Source organism: Micromonospora sp. NPDC023737 (assembly GCF_040639715.1).
In the GTDB taxonomy this organism is placed as follows: domain Bacteria; phylum Actinomycetota; class Actinomycetes; order Mycobacteriales; family Micromonosporaceae; genus Micromonospora.
Genome location: NZ_JBFAAL010000004.1, coordinates 439546 through 460808 on the forward strand (window position 1 = coordinate 439546; position 21263 = coordinate 460808).

Genomic DNA, 21263 nt, shown 5'->3' on the forward strand with positions numbered 1-21263 from the left:
GCGGCCAGCGGTGCCGCGGCCGGTGAGGCGCAGGCCTGGGCGAGCGATCACAAGCCCCCCCAGCGCCCCGAAAGAGCGCAGCTTGGTCGGGGGCTGTCTCGCTAACGGTGTTTCCGGCGGTCTTGGTTAGTAGGTTTCAGCGGCTGGGAAGCGGTCGCTGAAGGTGATGGCGAAGGCGTTCAACGCGGGTTTCCAGCGCATCGTCCATCGGGTTCTGCCTGCTCCGGTGGGGTCCAGGGACCGGGTCACCAGTACAGACACTTCAACGCGGCCTGCTCGTTGGGGAAGTGGCCGCGGGCCTTGACCGCCCGCCGGTAGCGGGCGTTGAGCGACTCGATCGCGTTTGTGGAGCAGATGACCTTGCGGATCTCCAGGTCGTAGTCGAGGAACGGTATGAGCTCCGCCCACGCGTTGTCCCACAAGCGGATCACCGCCGGATACCGGCCGCGCCACTTGTCGGCCAGGTCGTCGAACGCCGCCCTGGCGGCGGAGGCGTTGACGGCGGTGTAGATCGGCTTGATGTCGCGTTTCAGCTCGTCCCAGTACTTGCGTGAGGTCAGCCGGAAGGTGTTGCGGATCAGATGGATCACGCAGGTCTGCACCACCGTCTGGGGCCACACGTTCGTCACGACCTCGGGCAGACCCTTGAGGCCGTCGCAGACGAGGAAGAACACGTCCTTCACGCCCCGGTTACGCAGGTCGGTCAGCACGCTCATCCAGAACTTCGCGCCCTCACCACCCGTGCCGGCCCACAGCCCGAGGATGTCCTTCTCCCCATCGAGAGTGACCCCGATCGCGGCGTAGAACGGCCGGTTTGCGACCTGCCCGTCACGGAACTTGACCACGATCGCGTCGATGAACACGGCGGCGTAGATCTCGTCCAACGGGCGGTGGGACCAGTCCGTCATCTCCTCGATCGCCTTGTCGGTGATCCGGGAGATCGTCTCCTTCGACATCGAAGCCTCGTAGATCTCCGCGAAATGCGCGCTGATCTCCCCGGTCGTCAGGCCTGTGGCATACAACGAGCCTTTTCCAAGCTGATCTTGCAGCTCAGGGCGGGTGCGGCAGGCCCGGTGATCGGTGGGTGCGAGGCTCCAGGTAGGACAGCTGTCGACCAAGACTCGAAGCCCCGACCGGGAGCCTCGCCATGCTGTCCTACCCTGCCACGATTCCGTTGTCCAGCCGCACCCTGAACCACCTGGCCGAACGCATCCGCGGCTACCGTAAGCAGCGCCGATCCCGGTGGCGGCGCCTTGAGCCCGGGCGGCAGGCGCTGCTCGCTCTGGCACATCTTCGTAATGGCGACACCTACACCCGACTCGCCGCCGGCTTCGAGATCGGTGTCGCCACCGCCTGGCGCTACGTCCAGGAGGCGATAACCTTGCTCAGCTCGGCAGCCGACGACCTGGACACCGCGATGCGACGCATCCGGCTGCTGGCGTACGCGATCCTGGACGGCACGCTGATCCCGATCGACCGGGTCGCCGAGCAGAAGCCCTACTACAGCGGCAAGCACAAGCGCCACGGCGTGAACGTGCAGGTCATCTCCGACGCAGCCGGCCGGCTCGTCTGGGCATCACCGGCACTGCCCGGTTCGGCACACGATCTGACCGCCGCACGCAGTCACGGCATCATCGACGCGCTGACCAGCGCGGACGTGATGACCTTCGCCGACAAGGGCTACCAGGGCGCCCACGGCAGCGTGCGCACGCCGTTCAAGCGGCGCCGCTTCCGACCGAAGCTGTCATACCGGCGGAAGGCCATGAACCGAGCCCACGCGAAGATCCGCGCCCGCGGAGAACGAGCGATCGCCACGCTCAAGACCTGGAAGATCCTGGTCAAGCTGCGCTGCTGCCCACGCCGAGCCGCCGCGATCGTTCAAGCCATCCTCGTCCTGCACCAGGTCGAATCGAACCGCTACGCAGGATGAAAATGGCTCAGTGGTCCTCGCTGGTCACTCAAGATCGTCCTCTGATATCTCGCCCCGGTGCCCGCACGGCGACAACGGCGGCCACCAGAGGTGGACAGCGACCGCCACACTGACTCAAACGGCCGGAGGAGTCGTGATGATGTGAGCTGTTCTGAAAGAGAGTCTCCGGGGAGAATTCCGGCGCGACGCGTAGGATCATGGCCTCAGCCCCTCGTGCCCCAGCCTCGACTCTTCTTCCTGCAAGAGGGCACACACGTCATTCCCACCATCAAAGTCCCCTCGACAGGGGCTCAGGCAAGCCTGCATGCACTTCAGCAACGCATGCTGAACACACTGGCTAATTCGGTGGAAGGTATCAACATAGGGCGAGCAGAACGGTTCATTTCGAGCCGCGGCCTACGAATCGCCCCTTACAGATTACTCAACCAAGCCGACACAGAACGAGCCCTGGATCAGGATCTGGGCGACTTGGACGGCCTTAGCGGAAGCTACAAGGCATCCTACGACGTTGCGCTTGTTCCACGTCGCGATCGATTGGAAGCGACAAACGGTTGCGAGCTCACCGAAAGCATCCTCGTACATGAACTCGCACACGGGAGCAACGAGCATCATGACCTTGTGTACATCCGGGATGAAACCACGGGGGAGCAGACCATTCTGCATGGACGTTCGGGGCACCGCGTATATGATTCCCATGGAGAACCTCGCGGTCGACTCATAGAAGAAGCGTTCGCCGAGCGGGAGCGCGGCAAGTACGTCGAGCAGGTGCTCAAACTGCCCCGCGGATTTGCACACCGCGTCCTGAGCAATGAATTCTTCGCGGAGGGCGGTGCTGTGGTTGATGCCAAGTACAGCGTCCGTCGCACGGACGGGCAGCCATATGTTATAGGCGAATCCTTCGTGGCCCAGGCCTTTGACCTACTCTGCCAAGTGGATCCAGCCATGGACAGGGCCCTGAGACGTGCGCACCAAACTGTCGAAGGATTACGAGACCTCGCCCGAAGACTCGAACGAATACAAGTAGGCCTCTATACCCATCTGCGCGACATACCATATAGCCGCGAACATTACCGGCAATGCCTGATAGATATTCAAGAGTTGATAAGGAGCTTCGCCTCGCCATAATTCAATGTCAAATTATCGACTGAGGCGGGGCGGGGCAAGCATTCCTCGCCCCACCGGTCCACACTGACGATTTGGGCCGACCCGTGGGAGTATCCGATTTTCGGTGTAACCGGTCCGGCGCGGTTAGTTGGTGGTGCTGGGGGTGATGCGACCTTCGAAGGTGATCGCGAAGGCGTTGAGGGCGGGTTTCCAGCGGACTGCCCACTTGGCTCGGCCTCGCCTGGTGGGGTCGAGTGACCGGGTGACCAGGTAGAGGCATTTCAGGGCGGCTTGTTCGGTCGGGAAATGCCCGCGGGCCCGCACTGCCCGCCGGTAGCGGGCGTTGAGGGACTCGATGGCATTGGTGGAGCAGATGATCCGGCGGATCTCCACGTCGTAGTCGAGGAACGGGATGAACTCCGGCCAGGCCGCCCGCCACAGCTTGACTATCGCCGGATACTGCCTACCCCAGGCGGTGGCGAACTCGTCGAACCGAGCCGCGGCGGCGGCTTCGGTGGCGGCGGTGTAGACCGGTCGCAGGTTCTTGGACATGGCGTCCCAGTCACGGCGGGAGGCATATCGGAAGGTGTTACGGATCAGGTGAATGATGCACGCTTGCACCACAGCTTGCGGCCAGGCCGTGGTGATCGCGTCGGGGAGGCCCTTCAACCCGTCGCAGACGGCGATGCACACGTCCTCGACGCCCCGGTTCTTGATCTCGGTGAACGCCGATAGCCAGAACTTGGCGCCCTCGCCGCCGTCACCGGCCCACAGGCCCACAGGCCCACAGGCCCACAGGCCCAGGATGTCCCGCTCACCGTTGACCGTGACGCCGACGACGACGTAGACGGGCCGGTTGACGACCTGCCCGTCACGGACCTTGACCACGATCGCGTCGATGAACACGACCGGATAGACCCGGTCCAGGGGGCGGTGGCACCACTCGGTCATCTCCTCGACGACCTTGTCGGTGATCCGGGATGTCGTGTCCTTGCTGACCCTCGCCCCATAGACCTCGTCGAAGTGCGCGGCAATCTCCCCGGTCGTCAATCCGTGGGCGGTCAACGACAACACCAGGTGGTCCACGCCGGTCAACCGGCGCTGCCGCTTGCGCACGATGACCGGGTCGAAACTGCCGTCGCGGTCCCGAGGCACGTCGATGCGCACCGGCCCGATCTCGGTCAGTACCGTCTTCGCCCGGGTTCCGTTACGGGAGTAGCCGCCATCACGGCCGGCCGGCTCGTGCTTGTCATAACCCAGATGCTCGGTCATCTCCGCTTCCAGGGCGGTCTCGAGCACTGTCTTGGTCAGCCCGGACAGCAGCCCGTCCGGGCCGACCAGGTCCACACCCTCGGCGCGGGCCTGCTTCACCAGCTGCTGCGCGAGCTGCTCAGTATCCATCGACAGAATCGATGATCTCGGTCATTGTCTGTCCTTCCCGCCAAGCCGACCAGGCTCGGCGTGTCAGGCCAGACCGGTTACACCGTTACTCGGACAGTCCCGGCGGCGGCGTCGATGAGCCCGTCGGCGATCGCCCGGTTTTAGAGGGCGCGGGCGGGCCAGCAGTTGCCGGGCCGTGGCCACCCAGGCGGGATCAGCCGACATAACCGCTCCCGATGACCTCGACGTGCAGATCAGCCAGCAGCAGCGGCTTGGCCGGGAGCGATGGCGCACATCTGCCGGTGTCGCACACCAACGTTGTGGACTCAACTAGCGATTGAATCGCTTGTAGCGCCCGACTGCAGAGGCGCGGGCGGTTTGGCGCGGAGCTCAGCCACTGCCCGCAGAACGATTGACACTGTGTGAGGTGTGCCATAGTGTGAAGGCACTGGCTAATGAAACGTTTCAGTCCGCGCCAGGTCGCACAATGGAGCGCTGCTGGGGTGTGGGTTACGGCACCCTCCGTGCGCGGCTCACTCGCGCCCTTACGGCGCTGTTTGTCGCCCCGTTTCCATGCCCTTTGACCGGGCGTCGGGGAGGAACTCGATGAGCAGCTCGGAAGGAGCAGTAAGTTGAACGACTCGACGATCCGGCCGAACGTGGGGAAGCCCATTTCCCGCCGCGGCCTTCTGCGCGGCATGTCCGCGGCCGGTGCACTTGCCTTGACCATCGGCGCCCTGAAGCCCGCTGATGCCTACGCTGCCGGGAACCCGAGCGGCGCGGCTGGGCCCCTCGCAACATCTTTCGCCCAGGACCTTAAGGGCAAGTACCTCGACCCGGACCGAACTTTCAGCAGCGACGTGCGGTGGTGGCTGGGCGATGCTGCTCACACCGACGAGACCCTGCTCGAACAGATCCAGGCCCTCTACGACGGTGGGTTCCGGGGAGTCGAGCTCTGCATGCAAAACGACGCTGGCGCACCCGACGCCGTCTACGCCTATGGCTCTGACATGTGGAGCCACAAATGGAACTTGATGATGAACAAGCTCCTCGACCTGGGCATGAGCGTCTACCTGACGTCGGGCACCAACTGGTCGACCTCCAACGTGCCAGGACTGGACCCGGACAGCCAGGCGGCGATGCAGAACCTCACGTTGGGCACGGGCACGGTGAACCCCGGCGAGACCCTGACGGTGCTGCCAGCACCGGCGCCGAACGCCCGGCGAACGGGGGCCAGGTTCGTCACGGCCTACGCCTACAAGGTGGTCTCTGACAACGCCGTCGACCCCGAACGACATGTCGACTTGTCCGTCACCCAGGGGACCGACGTCTGGACCCAGAGCCTGAGCTGGACGGCTCCGAGTGACGGGACCTACCGGGTCTTCGCGATCTGGACGCAGGGCACGTACCAGGCCTCCTCACCGTCAACGGAGACAAGCTACGCCACCAACTACTTCGACGCGCGCGGCGTTGCGGCACTGAGGGCATTCTGGGAGCAGCACTACCTGAGCGATCCGACGCTGCGGCAGAAGATTCTCGACGGGGACGTCCAGCTCTTCATGGACTCGCTCGAAATCAACCCCGGCACGGCTGGCATCACGTGGTGGGCGGAGGACATGGCCGCGGAGTTCGAGAAGCGCAAGGGCTACGACATCATGCCGTTCGTCTTCCTCATGTACGGCCTCCCCCAGGTCAACGCCGTCTACAACGCCTACATCGACCGCGCCAAGGGCACCTACGATCTGGCGGGCGACGCTGATCGGCGCGAGAAGATCATCAACGACTTCCTTGACGTCCTCACCAACCTGTATGTCGAGAGGATGCTGACGCCCCTGAAGGAATGGCTCAACTCCGTAGGCATCGAGACCCGCGCTCAAATCTCCTACGGCCGTTCGTTCGAGATCTCCGAGCCCATCATGGCCGTCGACTACCCCGAGGCGGAGAACTTCAACCAGTACGACCAGGTCGACATCTTCCGGCTCTGGTCGGGCGGCGCCAAGCTCACGAACAAGGTGCTCTCCAGCGAGTCGGGAGCCGAGCTGCCGCAGTACACGACGCGCCAGATGCAGGTGAAGGATTTCTACCGCACCTACGCCGCCGGCTTCCAGCGCATGATCTGGCACGTGTGGGCTGCCGAGTTCGCCTACGGGAACTACGCATGGCCCGGCTTCAGCCGCAACTTCTTCCACCCCGGGACCCGGCACCCCAGCGCGCGCGACTATGACGAGTACAACGCGCACCTGGGTCGCGTGCAACAGCTGCTGCGGACCGGCAAGGCACGGTCCGACGTCGGGTTCATCCACAACAACTGGAACCAGGGCCTGGCGTTCCGTGCCGAGAACAACGGCACCAACCCTCGGGTGGCGCAGATGAACTGGCAGCTGGCTCACATGGGCGTTTACTACCGCTCGACCGAGCTGCAGGATAACGGCTACACCTACGACTACTTCAGCCCGGCCTTCTTGTTCGAGGACGGCGTCTACTTCGACAACGGATCCAAGACCCTCGAACCGGCCGGCTACAAGGCCATCGTCCTTTACCAAGACTGGCTGGACCTCAAAGGGGCCAGGAAGATCCTCTCCTTGGCGAGGAAGGGTCTTAAGGTCGTCATCCTGGGCGATGCGGCCACGAGGACGCCGTTCAACGACGGCCTTGACGCGGAGCTGAAGGACGTAATCGACAAGTTGAAGAAGCTCCACACCGTCCGGGTCGCGAGTGTTTTCGACGCCGTCGACGACTACTTCAGCGCCACCCCTGGTGGTTACCACGACGACGTCATGACCCAATTGCAGGACATGGGCGTTTATCCTTACGCTGGATACGTGGAGGAGAACCAACAGCTGCTGACCCAGACCCGCGAGGACGAGGACGGCAACCGCTTCCTCTACGCCTACAACTACGACGACGGCTCCTACCGGAACCAGAGCCTGCGACCGGAGGTCCGGGACGCTCCCAACCCCGGCAAGAACATCAAGACCAAGCTCGTGATGGAGGGCGAGTTCGTCCCCTACTCCATCGATGCCTGGACGGGCGACGTGACCCAGCTCGCCATTTACGAGTGGTCCAACGGCCGCACGCTGGTGCCCATCGACCTCGACTTCAACAACATCACCCTGATGGCGTTCGAGAAGGTCAAGAAGGGACAGCTGCACAAGGGACCGCGCATCGTCTCCACCAACGCCGACTCGGCTTATGCCTTGCCGGACGGCGTGGTCATTCGCGCCAAGTCGAGCGGGATCCTGTCCACGAAGCTCAGTAACGGCAAGCTCTACCGGAGCAACGTCACCGTACCGGCACCCTACGACATCACCGGCTGGGACCTGACGGTCGAGTCTTGGCGGCCCAACAGCACCGAGAGGAACCTCGTTCGCACCGAGACCATCGACGGTCTTACGTCCGTCAACACCCTGACGTCGACCGTCAAGACCCCGATCAACGTTCACCTCGACAAGCTGGACACGTGGAACAACATCCCGCAGGTCGGCAAGGCGGTCTCGGGGACGGGACACTACGAGGCCAGCTTCACATGGGATGCCAGCAAGGCCAGTGGTGCATACCTCGACTTCGGCGACCAGCTCACCGAGAGCATGAAGGTCTGGATCAACGGCCAGAAGGTCGGCGGCCAGGTGTCCACCAACCCAACTAAAGTCAAGAAGAACGTCGGCGGAGTAGGCAAGCCCACGATCGACGACGGCACCGGTCAGCAGGTCCCGCTGGTGGGGCACATCCAGTACACCGGAGGCATCAGCCTGACCAAGCCGGTCATCGACATCAGTCCCTACCTCAGGGACGGCGTCAACAAGATCGTCATCGACTACAGCTCAACGCTGCAGAACCTTCAGCTCGACCGGGGAGTAATCCCGGTACAGTTCAACAGCAGGAGCTGGTGGCAGAACGACCAGGTATATCTCGACTACGGGCCAAAGCAGGCCAAGGTTCTGCCATTCGTCGAAATGATGTACTCCGCTAAGTAGTGAGCCCTGAGCCTATGACCGCGCTTCCGTTAGGGACATAGGACGAGAACGCTGCCGGGGCCGGAAATCGGCGTCACAAGCACTCCGATTTCCGGCACCAGCACACAGCACCCGTTTGTGGAAGCACGACACGTAGTTGACGCCGCCCTGGACCTTAGTCTCGGGAGTAGAGATGATCTTCAGTTTGCGCCGGCACGCGCCAAGCCTTGCGGGTGACGACAATGACATCCGCCCTGGTCACCGCAAGTTTGAGCGCTCAGGCGGACCCCCCCGGATATTCAGCCATGAACATGGATTCTTCGTGAATTCATCTGGAGATTCGCAAGATCGGTTGATCTCTCGCGAATCTCCAGGAATTCTGGTGTCCGAGGGGCGACGACGACGCATATTCATGTTCATCATCAGCGGTGAGCTGGTGCTGACACCTTAGAGCGTGTTTGAGAGGGTCTGTTGTGGACGGCGTGGTGACATGACATCGGCTGCCGGGACGGGCAGGGTGGCGCGGTGTCTGCACGCCGCGGTCACCCCTCTGACCTGACCGATGCCCAGTGGGCGCTGATCGAGCCGTTGTTGCCGGAGCCGAGTACGGACGGCCGGCGGTAGAAGCATCCGCGGCGGGAGATCGTCAACGCGATCTTGTACGTGGTGCGGTCGGGGTGTCCGTGGCGGTACCTGCCCGCTGACCTGCCACCGTGGCAGACGGTGTACTGGTATTTCACGCGGTGGGAAGAAGCCGGTGTGACGGAGAAGCTCCTGGCCACGCTGCGGGTCAAGGCACGGGTGCAGCAGGGCCGCGCTCCGGAGCCGTCTGCGGGGATCATCGACTCGCAGAGCGTGAAAGGCGCCGACACCGTCGGCCGGGACAGCCGAGGCTACGACGCAGGCAAGAAGATCAACGGCCGGAAGCGGTTCATCATCACCGACACCCTGGGCTTACTGGTCACCGTCACCGTCGTGGCCGCGTCATGGCAGGACCGTGACGGTGCCAAGACCGCCCTGCTCAGTGCCTACATGCTCACACCGATCCGGCGCATCTTCGCCGACCAGGGCTTCGCCGGCCGCTTGGTCGACTGGACCCGCGACACCCTGCGCACCACGCTGGAGATCGTCCGCAAACCCGCCGACCAGCGCGGCTTCGCCGTTCACCCCCGCCGCTGGGTCGTGGAACGCACCCTGGCCTGGCTCACCGTCTGCCGCCGGCTCGCCCGCGACTACGAACGCCACCCCACCGTCTCCGCAGCCCTGATCCGCTGGGCCGCCATCGCCGGCATGACCCGCCGCATCACCCGCCGCCGACCCGCACGCCGACAAGCCCGCCGCACCTTCACCTGGACCTGACCAACCCCATCTCAAACACGCTCTTAGAGCGTGTTTGAAAAGGTCTGATGTGGATGGTGTGGCGGGGTGACGTCTGCTGGCGGTGCGGGCAGAGTGGCACGGTGTCTGCGCGTCGTGGCTACCCCTCGGACCTGACCGATGCCCAATGGGCGCTGATCGAGCCGCTGTTGCCGGAGCCGAACACGGACGGCCGCAGGGAGAAGCACCCGCGGCGGGAGATCGTCAACGCGATCCTGTACGTGGTGCGGTCGGGATGTCCGTGGCGCTACCTGCCCGCTGACCTGCCGCCATGGCAGACGGTGTACTGGTACTTCACCCGCTGGGAAGAAGCCGGGGTGACGGAGAAACTCCTGGCCACGCTGCGGATCAAGGCCCGCATCCAGCAGGGCCGAGCCTCGGAGCCGTCAGCGGGAATCATCGACTCCCAGAGCGTGAAAGGCGCCGACACCGTCGGCCGAGACAGCCGAGGCTACGACGCAGGCAAGAAGATCAACGGCCGGAAGCGGTTCATCATCACCGACACCCTGGGCCTGCTGATCACCGTCACCGTCGTGGCCGCGTCATGGCAGGACCGTGACGGTGCCAAGACCGCCCTGCTCAGTGCCTACATGGTCACCCCGATCCGGCGCATCTTCGCCGACCAAGGCTTCACCGGACGACTCGTCGACTGGACCCGCGACACCCTGCGCACCACCCTCGAGATCGTCCGCAAACCCACCGACCAGCGCGGCTTCGCCGTCCACCCCCGCCGCTGGGTCGTGGAACGCACCCTGGCCTGGCTCACCGTCTGCCGCCGGCTCGCCCGCGACTACGAACGCCACCCCGCCGTCTCCGCAGCCCTCATTCGCTGGGCCGCCATCGCCGGCATCACACGCCGCATCAGCCGCGGCCGACCGGCACGCCGTCAAGCCCGCCGCACCTTCACCAGTGCCTGACCAACCCCATCTCAAACACGCTCTTAGACAAGAAGATCATCGACCGAGGGCTGTTTCCGTACTCGATCGGTGTCCCTGCAGGACCTTCTGGGGTTAAAGATCAAGTTAGGAGCTTCCGTTCGACGGGCCGGTCAGCTGGTCGTGTGAGACGTGCACACCGAGTGCCAGCGCTGACGAGATCAACGTCGCCCGGGCTGCATTGCAAGCGGTGGGGGCAACGACGGACGGCTCGTCCAAGCAAGACCGCCCCGCGTCGGCGCAACGGCCGTCCTCCTACCACCTCGTTGCGCTCGACGCCGTAGGCCAGGTCCCCGCTGCATAGGGCGACGTGTCGTCGACCCACCCAGCAAGGAGCTGGCCGGCCGACCCTGCCGATGACCAACTCGCCGCTGACCAAGCCAAGCCCCTTAGGCGATATTCAGACCGTCGCCGCTGAAGGGGCTACTCGCAGACGTCGCCGTCGTTGTCGCGGTCGATGTACCAGTAATATTCCGGGTCCTCGCCCTGGTGATACGGGCCGTAGCCGTGGGACTTGGCCTCGGCGCAGGTGCTGAAGCGGGGGTCGTTGTCCCCGCCGCCGCTGTCCCCGCCGCCGCTGTCCCCGCCGCCGGTGTCGCCGTTGCCGCCGTCCGGCTCGCAGGCTTCGCCGTCGAGGTCGCGGTCCAGGCCCGTCCGGTACCCGGGGTCGCCCCGGTGCAGAGGAGCTGCGCCAGCGTCGCGTACCGCGTCGCAGTTCTTGTAGTAGACCTCGGGGGCCTTGGTCTTCTTCGGGCTCGGCTTCGGCGACGGCTTCGCGCTGGTCGGCGCGGCCGTGGTCGGCGACGGCTCAGCGGGGCTGGCCTCGGTGGTGATCGAGGGCGCTACCGCCTGGACATCCTGGGGGGCCGCGGTCTTCGGCGATTCGCTCGGCTCAGGAGTAGGCGGGCCCGCGGCGATGCCGATGCCCATCAGGCCGCCGCAACAGGCGAGCACGGCAACCCCGCTGACCAGGAGAACCTTCACTGCGGTCGTCTGGCGGCGCCACCACGACGGGCGCGGCGGCGCGAAGGCCATGGTCGGGTCGTACGGCGGCGGGGGCGGTGGCGGTGGCGGTGGCGCCTGGCCGCGCCACGGGTCCTGGGGAGGCAGCTCAGTCACGCAACGCAGTGTGAACCAGCGTGTCAATAATTGATACTGGACAACCGGTCGGAGGCTGTGTCAGTCAAGCGACAGGTTGATCAGGAGCTGGACTGCCGGGTTTACGGTCGGCGGGTGGGATTCTCCATCAAGCTCGCGCCCGGTATACGCGTCCGCGCCTCATCGCGGGGGATCCGCACCAGCCTCGGGCCGCGGGCTGCCAGGATCCACGTCGGCGGCGGCCGTACCGGCTTCTCCACCGGCGTCGGCCCGGTCGGCTTCTACACCTCCCTCGGCGGTGGCCGCAGCCGGTCCGGTGGCCGCGGTACCTCAGCGACGGCCTATCAGCGGCAGTTCGCCGCGCAGCAGCGCCAGGCCGCCCAGGCACAGCGGGCGGAGGAGGCTCAGCGGCTGGCGCAGGCGTTCCTGCGCATCCTTGACGTGCACCGGGTGAGCTTCCCTGCCGCCACCCGACCGGTCACGCCCGAGCCCACTCCGCCAGACCGAGCCAGCATCTACAAGCATTACGAGCAGCACGCCTTGGCCGGAGTCGGCCTCTTTGAGTGGGGCAAGCGGTCCCAGGCCAAGCAGCAGGCCGCACAGTGGGCCGACGCCGAGGTGCAGCGACAGTGGACCAGCCTCCTGGAGCAGAAGGCCGGCTGGCAGCAATACCTCGACCAGCGGTGGCGGCAGCTGTGCAGCAACGACCCGGACGTGGTCCTGGAAACCCTGGAAGAAGCCTTCGAAGACAACGAGGCGCCCAGCGCTGCCGTCGGAGTCACTGGCGACGAGGTTTCCCTTGTGGTGCTCGTGCCCACGGTCGAGCAGGTCGTGCCCGAGCGCATGCCCACTACCACCCAGGCCGGCAACCTGTCCCTGCGGAAGCTGCCCCAGCGCGACCGCGCCGCCTACTACAAGCAGTTCGTCTGCGGGCAGGTTCTCGTCACGGCCCGGGAGGCCTTGGCCGTCGCGCCCGCCATCGGCTCCGCGCGAGTCGCCGTGCTGCGCCACGAAGGGCCGGACAGCTACGGCCGGCCCACCGTGTCCTGCCTTCTCGCCACCAGAATCCACCGCGCGTCGCTGAGTGGCGTGCGATGGGCGGACGCCGACGCGACCGCCATCGTCAACGACACCAGCAGTGAACTGCTGCTCAACCCGCGACCTCGAACCGGCGAACTGCAGGCCCTCAACCTCGCCAGCGAGCCAGCAATCACCGAACTCATCAACGCCGTCGACCTGGCCGAACTGACCGCCGGCCAGTAGCGCAACGCATCGAGCGTCGGCTGCGGCGACGACCTTGCCCCATCCTTCCGAATACCCCTGAAACGCCACGGACGTCTTTCTTCGTAAGGCTAACGGGGCCGAGTGGTTGGCGTGGTACCGACATGAGGCGACCCGAGCCAGCCGCCGAGCACCAGCTCGACGGCCAGGTCGAGGCCGCCGTATCCGGTGCACAGTGATCCGATGCGCGCCGCGGTGGGATGGGAATTCAACCTCCCTCCACCGGGTCCGAGCACGACGACTGGACAGGCACGCCCAGGTCGCCGCCGAGTTGTCCGCAAGTCGATGAGCTCCCGGGGTGGCGGAAGATCAGGACGTCCTCGTGGGTGATCAGGTGCAGTGGGGTGCCGGCGGTGCGGGCCTTGCGCACGGCCTGGAGTTGAAAGAACGACGGGCGGGCGACGAGGTGCCCGCCGCGGACTGCGGCGAGGAGGGCGACGCACCGCTCGGTCGGCGTCAGGCCGGCGCGGACGCCGGCGGCGATGACCGCGGACGGCAGGTCGACAAGCTGTCCGTTCTTGCGCCACGGGCGTGCCGTGACCACGATGGTGCCGCCGGGGCGCAGCAGAGCGGCGCAGCCGCGCAAGATCTGTTCGAACCCGTCGGCGAGGCCGGTGAGGTCGCGGTAGGCGAGGTTTCCGCGGTCGGTGCCGTCGTTGTAGGCGTTGTCGAACTTCGCCACTCCGTGCTCGCCGGGGCGGACGAGGCCGTGCACGGTGGGCCCGTACGGCGGTGAGGTGACCACGAGGGCGACCTGGCCGGTCAGCGCCGCGGGTAGTAGGGAGGCCAGTCGGGTGGCGTCGCCGCGGACCACGGAGGCCCGGCCGGTGGCGCCCTGGGTGTGGGCGTGGGTGATGTTCGTGTCGGCGATGTTCGACCAGTGGGGCTCGTACTCGACGCCGATGGCGTCGCGGCCGGCGTGGATGGCTTCGACGAGGGTGGTGCCGATGCCGCACATCGGATCGAGGACGAGGTCGCCGGGCTGGGTGTAGGCGTGTACGGCGTGGGCGGCGATCGCCGGGAGCATCCGTGCGGGGTGCTTGACGGACTCGGGCACATAACGGCCGCGTCGCTGTACAGGTCCGGTCTGTTGGGCGGTCGCCCACACCGACAGCCTGTGCGGCTCGTCGACGCGGCGTGGGCCGTCGTCGCGCTGGTGGTCGTGCCCGGTGTCCTCCGTCGGGCGGTGCGGGTCGGTGGGGGGCGGGTTGTGCTCAGCCACGGCGGTCACCCCCGTCGCGGCGTGCGTCGTGTGAGGCCATGGGTGAGAAGACGAGGAGGTCGGCGTGCACGCGTAGGTGCGCTGCCGCCCAGCGCGGGTCGTTCTGGTGGGTGAGGGTGAGCAGTTCCTCGTCGGTGACGTGGTAGACGAACGCGTCCCCGTCGGTGTCGGCGGCGACCGCGACGATGTGCTGCAGGTAGCCCAGGCCAACCGCGGCGGCGGCGGTGGCCACTGGGGTGAGGTCCTCCGGCCTGCCAGCCGTCGCGGTCGGGACGGTGACGACGAGGACGAGGCAGCCGCCGGCGCGCAGCAGCCGGGCGCACGCGGTCAACAGCCGCGCCAGCCGGATGCGGTTGGTGGCGTCGTCGCGGTACAGCGGCCAGCAGGCCACGACTAGGCTCGTCGCTTCCGCGAGATTGGTGTGGCCGGGAGCGGAGTCGGTGGGTTCGGTGGGCAGCTGCGGGTCGGTGAGGTCGTCACCGAACCATGCGCTTATGTCCGGCACATCTCCACCGTCCTCGCTGAGGACGGTGGGGGCGGGGCGTGACGGTGGGGTGGCCGGGCCGATGATCAGGCTGGACGCGTCGGTGAACCACGCGAGGTGGTGGCGGCGGCCGCCCGCGGTGCAGGTGGTCGTCAGGGCGTGGTCGGTGGTGAGGTCGACGACGACGGCGCCGGGGCGGGTGTAGGCGGCGACGAGCCGGTAGGCCAGGCGGGTGCCGATGCTGCGGCCGGCGTCGGCTGGGCTGTGGGCGGTGCGCCACACGGTGACCGGGACCGGCGGGTCGCCGGCGACCTGGTCGATCAGGGTCGGGTCGATCGCGTGCGGGCTGGCGGGGTGGGCAGGGGCGTTGTGGTGCTGCGGCGTGTGCTCGCTCATGTGATGTCGGCTCCGCGCCGCGCATGCAGTGCGCTGACATCCCTAAAACCGTGTTTGTGTGCTCTGGCGAACGCCTGCCCGACTCACAGCGGCTCACGGCGATCAGTACGGGCGGGGGTGGTCCCCACCACGACGGCGGTCGGCGGTTGAGGCGGGGTCGGCTCGCGAACCATCGGCTTGTCTCACCGGTGAATGCCACTGTGCGGTCCGACGGCGGGTCACGTCATGTCATCGTCACCTGTTGGTGTGCTGTCATTTCGTCCGTAGTGCGGCGCGTGGCCGCCTGTGACGTCAGTGACTGGCTGGACAGATTGACCGTGTGCCATCTGACGCCGGTGGCATCAATGTGGGCGTCGTGCCCCTCAACGCCGTGTCCGCGGCCGTGTCTGGCGCCAGCGGTGGGTTGTCTGGTGCGTCGACCAGCGGTGTCCCGGTCCTGCTCAGCGGTATCGGCGGACAAAATGTCAACGACGGTGATCAGTGTCAGGCTGTCGCGGTGACAACCTGCGATGTCTTCGCCGGCTGTGGCGCGTTGTCGGCCACCGCGCGTTGATCGGCGCGGCTTTGCCGTATTCGATTCCTTCGACATCCCTCGCTGATGCTTGTCGCGGTGACACTCGGTCTGGTCATGCCGAGGTTCCCCTTCGTGTCCTCGGCTTCACCCGCTGCGTGAGGCGTCATGCCGCTGCGGCCATCAGTGCCGTCGTGGTCGAAGAGAACCTGATGGCCTCGAAGGCATCGCAGGCGACGGGCATTAGGAAGTCGACCGACGTACCAGCGGCAGTACGCCGCGAGCGTCGTCCTTGTATGTCAGCGCCCGTATCGGGGGCGAGGTCCCGGTGTGACCGGCTGTGAGTCGTTGTGAGTAGCGGTGAGTGGTGCGACGGGCAGGGTGAGGGGCGCTGAGACCGGCGGCGTCCCTTCGGTGCGGCCCGGCTGGTGCGGGTTGGCAGGCACTCACGGCGCTGTTCAGCGGCGCGGTCAGACGCGTGTGTCAACGACGGGAGCGGATGTGCGGTAGCGGGCGAGGGCGTCGGCTGACCACTGATCCGATGTTGGCATCACCGCTGTGACCTGCGGTGTCAGCTTCTGTGGGTCAGTCATGACGGAATGCCGCACAGACGTCGCCCGAGTCGACGGCGACACTGCATCACATTGGAGTGGCATTCATGGGCATGTCCCTCACGCCATGGCCGGACTCCCCGCTGGACGCCGCCGACGCGGCATTCGCGGCGTTGACCAGCGATCCCGATCCCTTGTCCATCGACCTTGACGTGTTCGGCCCGGACGTCGGCCTGCCGGCGGGGGTCGTGATGACGCTGCCGGCGGTGCGGGACTGGCTGCTGGCGCACACCGACGCCTTCCGGGCGCGCGACGCGGTGTGGGTCGAGGTGATCCGACGTGCCCGCCTGGACGGGCCGCAATGGGTGATCGCGGCGGTCGGCATGGCCATGCCGGCGCTGCGTCGCTATACCCGCCCGCTGTGCGACGGCTACCGCAGCGACCCCGACGACATCGAGGCGGAGATCTTGACCGGTTTCCTGGCGGCGCTGCGCGACCACGTGGACCTCACTCGGCCCGCCCCGTATGCGGCGTTGTGCCGAGCCGGGTGGCGTGCCGGCTACAAGCTGCGCCAGCAGGCTGGCGAGGCCACGCCGGTGGACGACGTGGAGCACATCACCGGGCCGTGCATCCCGCAGGTGCCCTACGGGCATCCGGACGTACTGGTCAACCGTGCCGTACGGCTGGGGATCCTCGACCCCGGCGATGAGCAGCCCTACATCGACGTGCGGTTGGGCCGCCGGGCGATCGAACCGATCGCCGCCCGGTTGGGCATCACCTCCGACGCCCTGCGGATGCGGCTGGCCCGGATCGACACCCGCATCGCCGAAGCCCTCGCCGCCGGCGTGCTGACCGGAGTGGCGTCCCCACAGGCCGTCGAGATCCTCGCCGCCGAGGCCGAACGGCGGGCCAACCTGCGCGCCGCGAGCCGCCGACGCGCCCGTGACAGCACGACTCAGGTGAGAGCCGCTGCCTGAGCCCATCGCCCTCAGCTATCCGCGCGGCGTCCGCACCGGCTTGCCGGTGCGGGCGGCGCGCCAGGTCAATGGCCGGTGACCCCGACCCCCGCCCGCGGTAGGCGTCGACGAACACTTCGCGGTCCTTCATTCGGTAGTCGTGGCGCGCTGGCCCGAACGGCGCGGGCGTGACCCTGCCCGCATTCGATGTGATTAATCTTCGCCCCTGAGCGGCGTTCCCTCCTTCACGATGACCTGGGGTGTGAGGATGAGGGTCGTCCACGGCTTGGACCGGCGGTGAGCCCGGCCGGATGGCGTGCCAGGCCAGAGCGGAGCAGCGCGCTGGGGCGACCGCTCACGCCGATGCTCGCCGCGCCCGTCGACGAGGTGCCTGAGGGGCCTGACATCACGCATGAGCCGAAATGGGACGGTTGGCGAGCGATCGCCTTCCGCGGGGACGACGGGGTGTACCTCCAGTCGCGCGCTGGCCGCAACCTCACCACCTACTTCCCGGACGTCACTCGGGCGATCCGTTCTTTGCCTGCTGGCGTGGTGCTCGACGGTGAGTTGATCGTGTGGGAGCGGGGTCGGCTGAACTTCGCTCAGTTGCAGCGCCGCGTCACCGCCGGCCGTGGCCTGCTGCGCGTAGCCCGCGAGTGTCCCGCCCACTACGTGCTGTTCGACCTGCTGGCCGACGGTGGGGAGGTGATCCTGGACTCGCCGCTGTCGCAGCGACGGGCCCGGCTGGAACGGCTGCTCGTCGACGCGCCGCCCCAGCTCACCCTCACCCCGCAGACCACCGACATGCGGCAGGTGTCGGATTGGCTGCTCCACTGGACCGTTGCCACGGGGATCGAGGGTGTGGTCAGTAAGCGGTTGGGCGGACGCTACGAGCCGGGTCGGCGAGGCTGGTGGAAGTACCGGACGCAGATCACGACGGAGGCGATCGTCGGCGGGGTGACAGGCAATCTCCGTAGCCCCGACACGCTGCTGCTCGGCAGGTACGACCGGCGGGGTCGACTCCGTTACACGGGCCGCACTCACCCTTTGGGTGCTGAGCAGCGAGCCGAGCTGGGCGGGAGGCTGTCGCCGCTGCGTCCCTTGCAGCGCCGAGGTGGCGCTGTGATGCACCCGTGGCCGCAGCCGCTACCGGCGTCGTGGTCGGGACAGCTCGACCGGCCAGAGCCGCTGCCGTATGTGCAGGTGGAGCCGACGGTGGTGGTGGAGATCGAGGCTGACGTCGCGTTCGAGCACCAGCGGTGGCGCCACCGAGTGAGGTACCTCCGGACCAGGCCTGACGTGTCGACGTACGACGTGCCGCTGCTTCTCGGTGAGGAAGAGGGCTACTTCGGCGAGCCATGACGGCCGACCGATGCTGCCGCTCCTGCCGAACCGCCACGCCGCTCTTAGCCGGCAAATCTGCCAGTAAGTGTGAGCGGCTGTGAGAACGACAGGCGTTCGCCAGAGCACACAAACGGCGGTTTTAAAAGTGCGAAACCAGCGGCCCGCGATACGGCGGGCACCGCGGTTCCGCCCGCCGCCAGGGGGCCGGGCTTTTCTCGGACCGCCTCACGCAACCGGACGTCTCCGGGTGCCGCGCAGTTTGGTGCGCTGACACCTCATCGAACACCGCTACCCGACAAGGGAGGACGTGCTCCTCCCGGCGACGGTCGTGTTCGTGGTGCTGTCCGTGCCCGCGCCCCCTGACGCGGCGGTCCACCCGTCCTAACCGTCGACAACCGCCCCGGCCGCTCGGCCGGGGCCGGAGGTGAACCCGCTCATGTTCCGCATCCCGGCACGTCTTCGTGCCCTCCCCTGCTCTCGTGCGGCCCAGCGAACCGGGCGCGTCGCCGCCGTCGCCGGCGGCGTGCTGCTCTTGCTGTCCGTGCCCGCCGCCGCGTACGCCGACACCGGCACGCCGGTGCTGGCGGCGAACTCCCTACCCGTTGTCATCAACAATCTGCGGCTGTGGCTGATCGGCATCCTCGCCGCGGTCGCGACCCTGTTCCTCGTCCTCGCCGGTGTGTACTGGGCCACCGCCGGGGGTGACCCGGCGCAGGTCGAGCGGGCCAAGGGCGCGCTGCGTAACGCCCTGGTCGGCTACGGCCTCGCGGTTCTCGCGCCCGTCCTGCTTCAGATCGTGCAGGGCATCGTCGGAGCCCCGTGATGGGTTTCCTGTTCGACCAGATCCTGGACTGGCTGGCGACGGCGATCCTCGCGACCCTGGACGCGCTGTTCGGGGTGATCAGCGGTGCCCTGCTGGTGACTCCGAACGTCACCGGCCTGCCGCAGGTGCAGGCTTTGACCGGCCGTTCCGTGCTCGTCGTGGACACCGTCTTCGTCCTCGCGTTCGTGGCCGCCGGCGTTCTCACCATGACCGTCGGTGGCGGCGAGAATTCCCGCTACACGATCAAGGATCTGCTTCCTCGCCTGATCGTCGGATTCGTCGCCGCCCATTTCTCCCAACTGTGGTGCGCCACGCTCATCGACCTGGCCAACGCGATGACCGGCGCGCTCACCGCCCCCGGCGGGGACGCCGATGGGTCCTTGCAGACGGTCAGGAGTCACATCGGCGGCGGGCGGGACACGGTGGCGGCGCTGCTGTTCGTGATCTGCGTGGCGATCATCGCGGTGCTGCTCGCGGCCACGGCGTTCAGCATGATCGTCCGCTTCGCGGTCGTACTCGTTCTGACCGCCGCCGCGCCGCTCGCGTTGGCCTGTCACGCCTTGCCGCAGACCGATCCGGTCGCCCGCCTGTGGTGGCGCTCCTACGCCGGGGTGCTGGCGGTGCCGGTGGTGCAGGGCTTCACCCTCTACGCCGGGCATTGGATGCTTACCGACCCGCAGCACCTGCTGCCTGTGCTCGGTCTGCCGGTCGAGCCCGGTGGGGTGCTCAACCTGTTCATCGTCATGGTCATGCTCTGGACCACGGTCCGGGTACCGGCCCTGATGCGCCGCTATGTAGCCGCTGGCGGCAGCGGCCGCGGGGTCAACATGATCGGTGCGGCCGCGCGGGTGCTCGTCGTGCAGCAGGTCACCCGCTCGGTCCCTGGTTTGGGCCGCGGGTTGAGGGCGGTGGGCCGATGAGCGCCCACCCGGACCGGTCGGAGGCGGGTCGGGCGCGGATGCCCGCTGACGTTGACGCCCCGGACAAGGTCGCCTACGGGCTGACGTTTCGGCAGTTGGCGATCCTCGCCGTCGCCGCACTGGCCTTCTACGGCGCCTGGCGTTTCCTGCATCAGCTGGTGCCGGTGTCCGTGCTGGTCGGTGCCGCCGTGGTGCTCGGGGCCATGGTCTTCGCGATCGCGGTCGGCCGCCGCGACGGGCTGCCGCTGGATGTATGGCTGCTGGCCGCCGTCCGGCACGCGCGGGCACCTCGCGCGTTGTCGACGACGGACACGACGTCAAGGACGCCGGACTGGGTGCAGGCCCCGAAGAGCAGGGTGATGGTGCCGGCGCCGTTGACGCTCCCCGCCGACGCGATCGACGACGGTGGGGAGATCCGCCTGGGCGGTGCGCGGGCCGCGATGGTCGCCGCGTCGAGCGTCAACCTCGCGCTGCGTACCGCCGACGAGCAGGCGGCATTGATCGACACGTTCGGTCGCTGGCTCAACAGCCTGTCCACCCCGACGCAGATCGTGGTGTCGGCGCAGCCGGTGGACCTGCACTCGGCCGCCTGCACCCTGTCCCAGGCTTTGGAAGGCCTTCCACACCCGGCCTTGGCGGACGCGGCGGCCGACCACGCCTGGTTCCTCGAGGATCTCGCGACGCGGCGGGATCCGCTGCGCCGGCAGGTCCTCATCGTCACCCGCACCAGCCCGGGCGAGCGCGGTGAGCATGCCGCGCGGCGGCGCGCCGACCAGGCGATCCGCGTCCTGTCCGGGCTCGGTGTCACCACCCGAACGCTGGACGGGAAGGCGGTGACCGCCGCGGTCGCCGCCTCCGCCGACCCCTACCGGCCACCCCGACCCGGCGGACTCGCCGCCCCGGACACCGTCATCACCGCCACGCCCCACCAGCGTCACCGGCCCCGAAGGAGCGACCAGCCGTGAAACTACGAAACCGATTTCACGCGGGCGGGCGAG

Annotated in this window: 14 protein-coding genes and 2 pseudogenes; 11 read left to right on the forward strand and 5 right to left on the reverse strand. The window is 67.1% G+C overall.

Annotated features, from left to right (window positions below; genetic code table 11):
• Positions 1 to 126 precede the first annotated feature (126 nt).
• A pseudogene (locus tag AB0F98_RS13075) lies at positions 127 to 1043 on the reverse strand (IS256 family transposase); the annotation flags it as partial.
• Positions 1044 to 1147: 104 nt separating this feature from the next.
• Between AB0F98_RS13075 and AB0F98_RS13080 the strand changes: the two are divergent.
• Entirely contained in the window at positions 1148 to 1930 is a 783-nt protein-coding gene (locus AB0F98_RS13080) for a transposase family protein (protein ID WP_357733414.1), read from the forward strand.
• A 321-nt stretch (positions 1931 to 2251) separates the two neighbouring features.
• A complete protein-coding gene (locus AB0F98_RS13085) occupies positions 2252 to 3055 on the forward strand; it encodes a hypothetical protein (RefSeq protein WP_357733417.1) in 804 nt (267 codons plus the stop codon).
• Positions 3056 to 3178: 123 nt separating this feature from the next.
• On the opposite strand, the gene AB0F98_RS13090 is transcribed toward AB0F98_RS13085, so the two are convergent.
• Positions 3179 to 4435, reverse strand: coding sequence for an IS256 family transposase (locus AB0F98_RS13090; protein ID WP_357733420.1), 1257 nt, complete (start codon positions 4433 to 4435; stop codon positions 3179 to 3181).
• 611 nt (positions 4436 to 5046) lie between these two features.
• On the opposite strand from AB0F98_RS13090, the gene AB0F98_RS13095 reads away from it, so the two are divergent.
• From AB0F98_RS13095 to AB0F98_RS13105, 3 genes and pseudogenes are all read left to right on the forward strand, one after another.
• Positions 5047 to 8388 carry a glycosyl hydrolase gene (locus AB0F98_RS13095; protein WP_357733423.1) on the forward strand — a complete coding sequence of 1114 codons (3342 nt, stop codon included), beginning with the start codon at positions 5047 to 5049 and terminating at the stop codon, positions 8386 to 8388.
• Between the two features lie 615 nt (positions 8389 to 9003).
• Positions 9004 to 9726 (forward strand): annotated as a pseudogene (locus AB0F98_RS13100) (IS5 family transposase); the annotation flags it as partial.
• A gap of 101 nt (positions 9727 to 9827) precedes the next feature.
• Positions 9828 to 10661 carry an IS5 family transposase gene (locus AB0F98_RS13105; protein ID WP_357733426.1) on the forward strand — a complete coding sequence of 278 codons (834 nt, stop codon included), beginning with the start codon at positions 9828 to 9830 and terminating at the stop codon, positions 10659 to 10661.
• A gap of 441 nt (positions 10662 to 11102) precedes the next feature.
• On the opposite strand, the gene AB0F98_RS13110 is transcribed toward AB0F98_RS13105, so the two are convergent.
• A complete protein-coding gene (locus AB0F98_RS13110; RefSeq protein ID WP_357733429.1) occupies positions 11103 to 11798 on the reverse strand; it encodes an excalibur calcium-binding domain-containing protein in 696 nt (231 codons plus the stop codon).
• 114 nt (positions 11799 to 11912) lie between these two features.
• Here AB0F98_RS13110 and AB0F98_RS13115 point away from each other — a divergent pair, with 114 nt between their 5' ends.
• Entirely contained in the window at positions 11913 to 13040 is a 1128-nt protein-coding gene (locus tag AB0F98_RS13115; RefSeq protein ID WP_357733430.1) for a DUF4236 domain-containing protein, read from the forward strand.
• A 226-nt stretch (positions 13041 to 13266) separates the two neighbouring features.
• On the opposite strand, the gene AB0F98_RS13120 is transcribed toward AB0F98_RS13115, so the two are convergent.
• Together AB0F98_RS13120 and AB0F98_RS13125 are read right to left on the reverse strand one after the other, a co-directional pair.
• On the reverse strand, positions 13267 to 14289 hold the full coding sequence (locus AB0F98_RS13120) for a DNA methyltransferase (RefSeq protein ID WP_357733434.1): 1023 nt from the start codon (positions 14287 to 14289) through the stop codon (positions 13267 to 13269).
• Complete coding sequence (locus tag AB0F98_RS13125; RefSeq protein WP_357733437.1) at positions 14273 to 15160, reverse strand: hypothetical protein; 888 nt, start codon at positions 15158 to 15160, stop codon at positions 14273 to 14275. Before AB0F98_RS13125 ends, AB0F98_RS13120 begins: the two co-directional genes overlap by 17 nt.
• A 1169-nt stretch (positions 15161 to 16329) precedes the next feature.
• Here AB0F98_RS13125 and AB0F98_RS13130 point away from each other — a divergent pair.
• The 5 genes from AB0F98_RS13130 to AB0F98_RS13150 all read left to right on the forward strand — a co-directional run bounded on the left by AB0F98_RS13130 (position 16330) and on the right by AB0F98_RS13150 (position 21230).
• A complete protein-coding gene (locus AB0F98_RS13130; RefSeq protein ID WP_357733440.1) occupies positions 16330 to 17199 on the forward strand; it encodes a hypothetical protein in 870 nt (289 codons plus the stop codon).
• A gap of 342 nt (positions 17200 to 17541) precedes the next feature.
• The gene (locus AB0F98_RS13135; protein ID WP_357733443.1) at positions 17542 to 18540 is read left to right on the forward strand and encodes an ATP-dependent DNA ligase; all 999 of its coding nucleotides are present in this window, start codon (positions 17542 to 17544) and stop codon (positions 18538 to 18540) included.
• 418 nt (positions 18541 to 18958) lie between these two features.
• Positions 18959 to 19345, forward strand: coding sequence for a pilin (locus AB0F98_RS13140; RefSeq protein WP_357733446.1), 387 nt, complete (start codon positions 18959 to 18961; stop codon positions 19343 to 19345).
• Positions 19345 to 20265, forward strand: coding sequence for a conjugal transfer protein TrbL family protein (locus tag AB0F98_RS13145; protein WP_357733449.1), 921 nt, complete (start codon positions 19345 to 19347; stop codon positions 20263 to 20265). The genes AB0F98_RS13140 and AB0F98_RS13145 overlap by 1 nt, the downstream gene beginning before the upstream one ends.
• Positions 20262 to 21230, forward strand: coding sequence for a PrgI family protein (locus tag AB0F98_RS13150; protein WP_357733452.1), 969 nt, complete (start codon positions 20262 to 20264; stop codon positions 21228 to 21230). Before AB0F98_RS13145 ends, AB0F98_RS13150 begins: the two co-directional genes overlap by 4 nt.
• The last annotated feature ends 33 nt before the right edge of the window (positions 21231 to 21263 follow it).

What these genes read in the sequence shown, in the direction of transcription:
- AB0F98_RS13080 (WP_357733414.1), top strand. Translation starts at nt 1,148, where the DNA reads ATGCTGTCCTACCCTGCCACGATTCCGTTGTCCAGCCGCACCCTGAAC.
- AB0F98_RS13085 (WP_357733417.1), top strand. Translation starts at nt 2,252, where the DNA reads ATGCTGAACACACTGGCTAATTCGGTGGAAGGTATCAACATAGGGCGA.
- AB0F98_RS13090 (WP_357733420.1), bottom strand. Translation starts at nt 4,435, where the DNA reads ATGGATACTGAGCAGCTCGCGCAGCAGCTGGTGAAGCAGGCCCGCGCC.
- AB0F98_RS13125 (WP_357733437.1), bottom strand. Translation starts at nt 15,160, where the DNA reads ATGAGCGAGCACACGCCGCAGCACCACAACGCCCCTGCCCACCCCGCC.
- AB0F98_RS13130 (WP_357733440.1), top strand. Translation starts at nt 16,330, where the DNA reads ATGGGCATGTCCCTCACGCCATGGCCGGACTCCCCGCTGGACGCCGCC.
- AB0F98_RS13135 (WP_357733443.1), top strand. Translation starts at nt 17,542, where the DNA reads ATGCTCGCCGCGCCCGTCGACGAGGTGCCTGAGGGGCCTGACATCACG.
- AB0F98_RS13140 (WP_357733446.1), top strand. Translation starts at nt 18,959, where the DNA reads ATGTTCCGCATCCCGGCACGTCTTCGTGCCCTCCCCTGCTCTCGTGCG.
- AB0F98_RS13145 (WP_357733449.1), top strand. Translation starts at nt 19,345, where the DNA reads ATGGGTTTCCTGTTCGACCAGATCCTGGACTGGCTGGCGACGGCGATC.
- AB0F98_RS13150 (WP_357733452.1), top strand. Translation starts at nt 20,262, where the DNA reads ATGAGCGCCCACCCGGACCGGTCGGAGGCGGGTCGGGCGCGGATGCCC.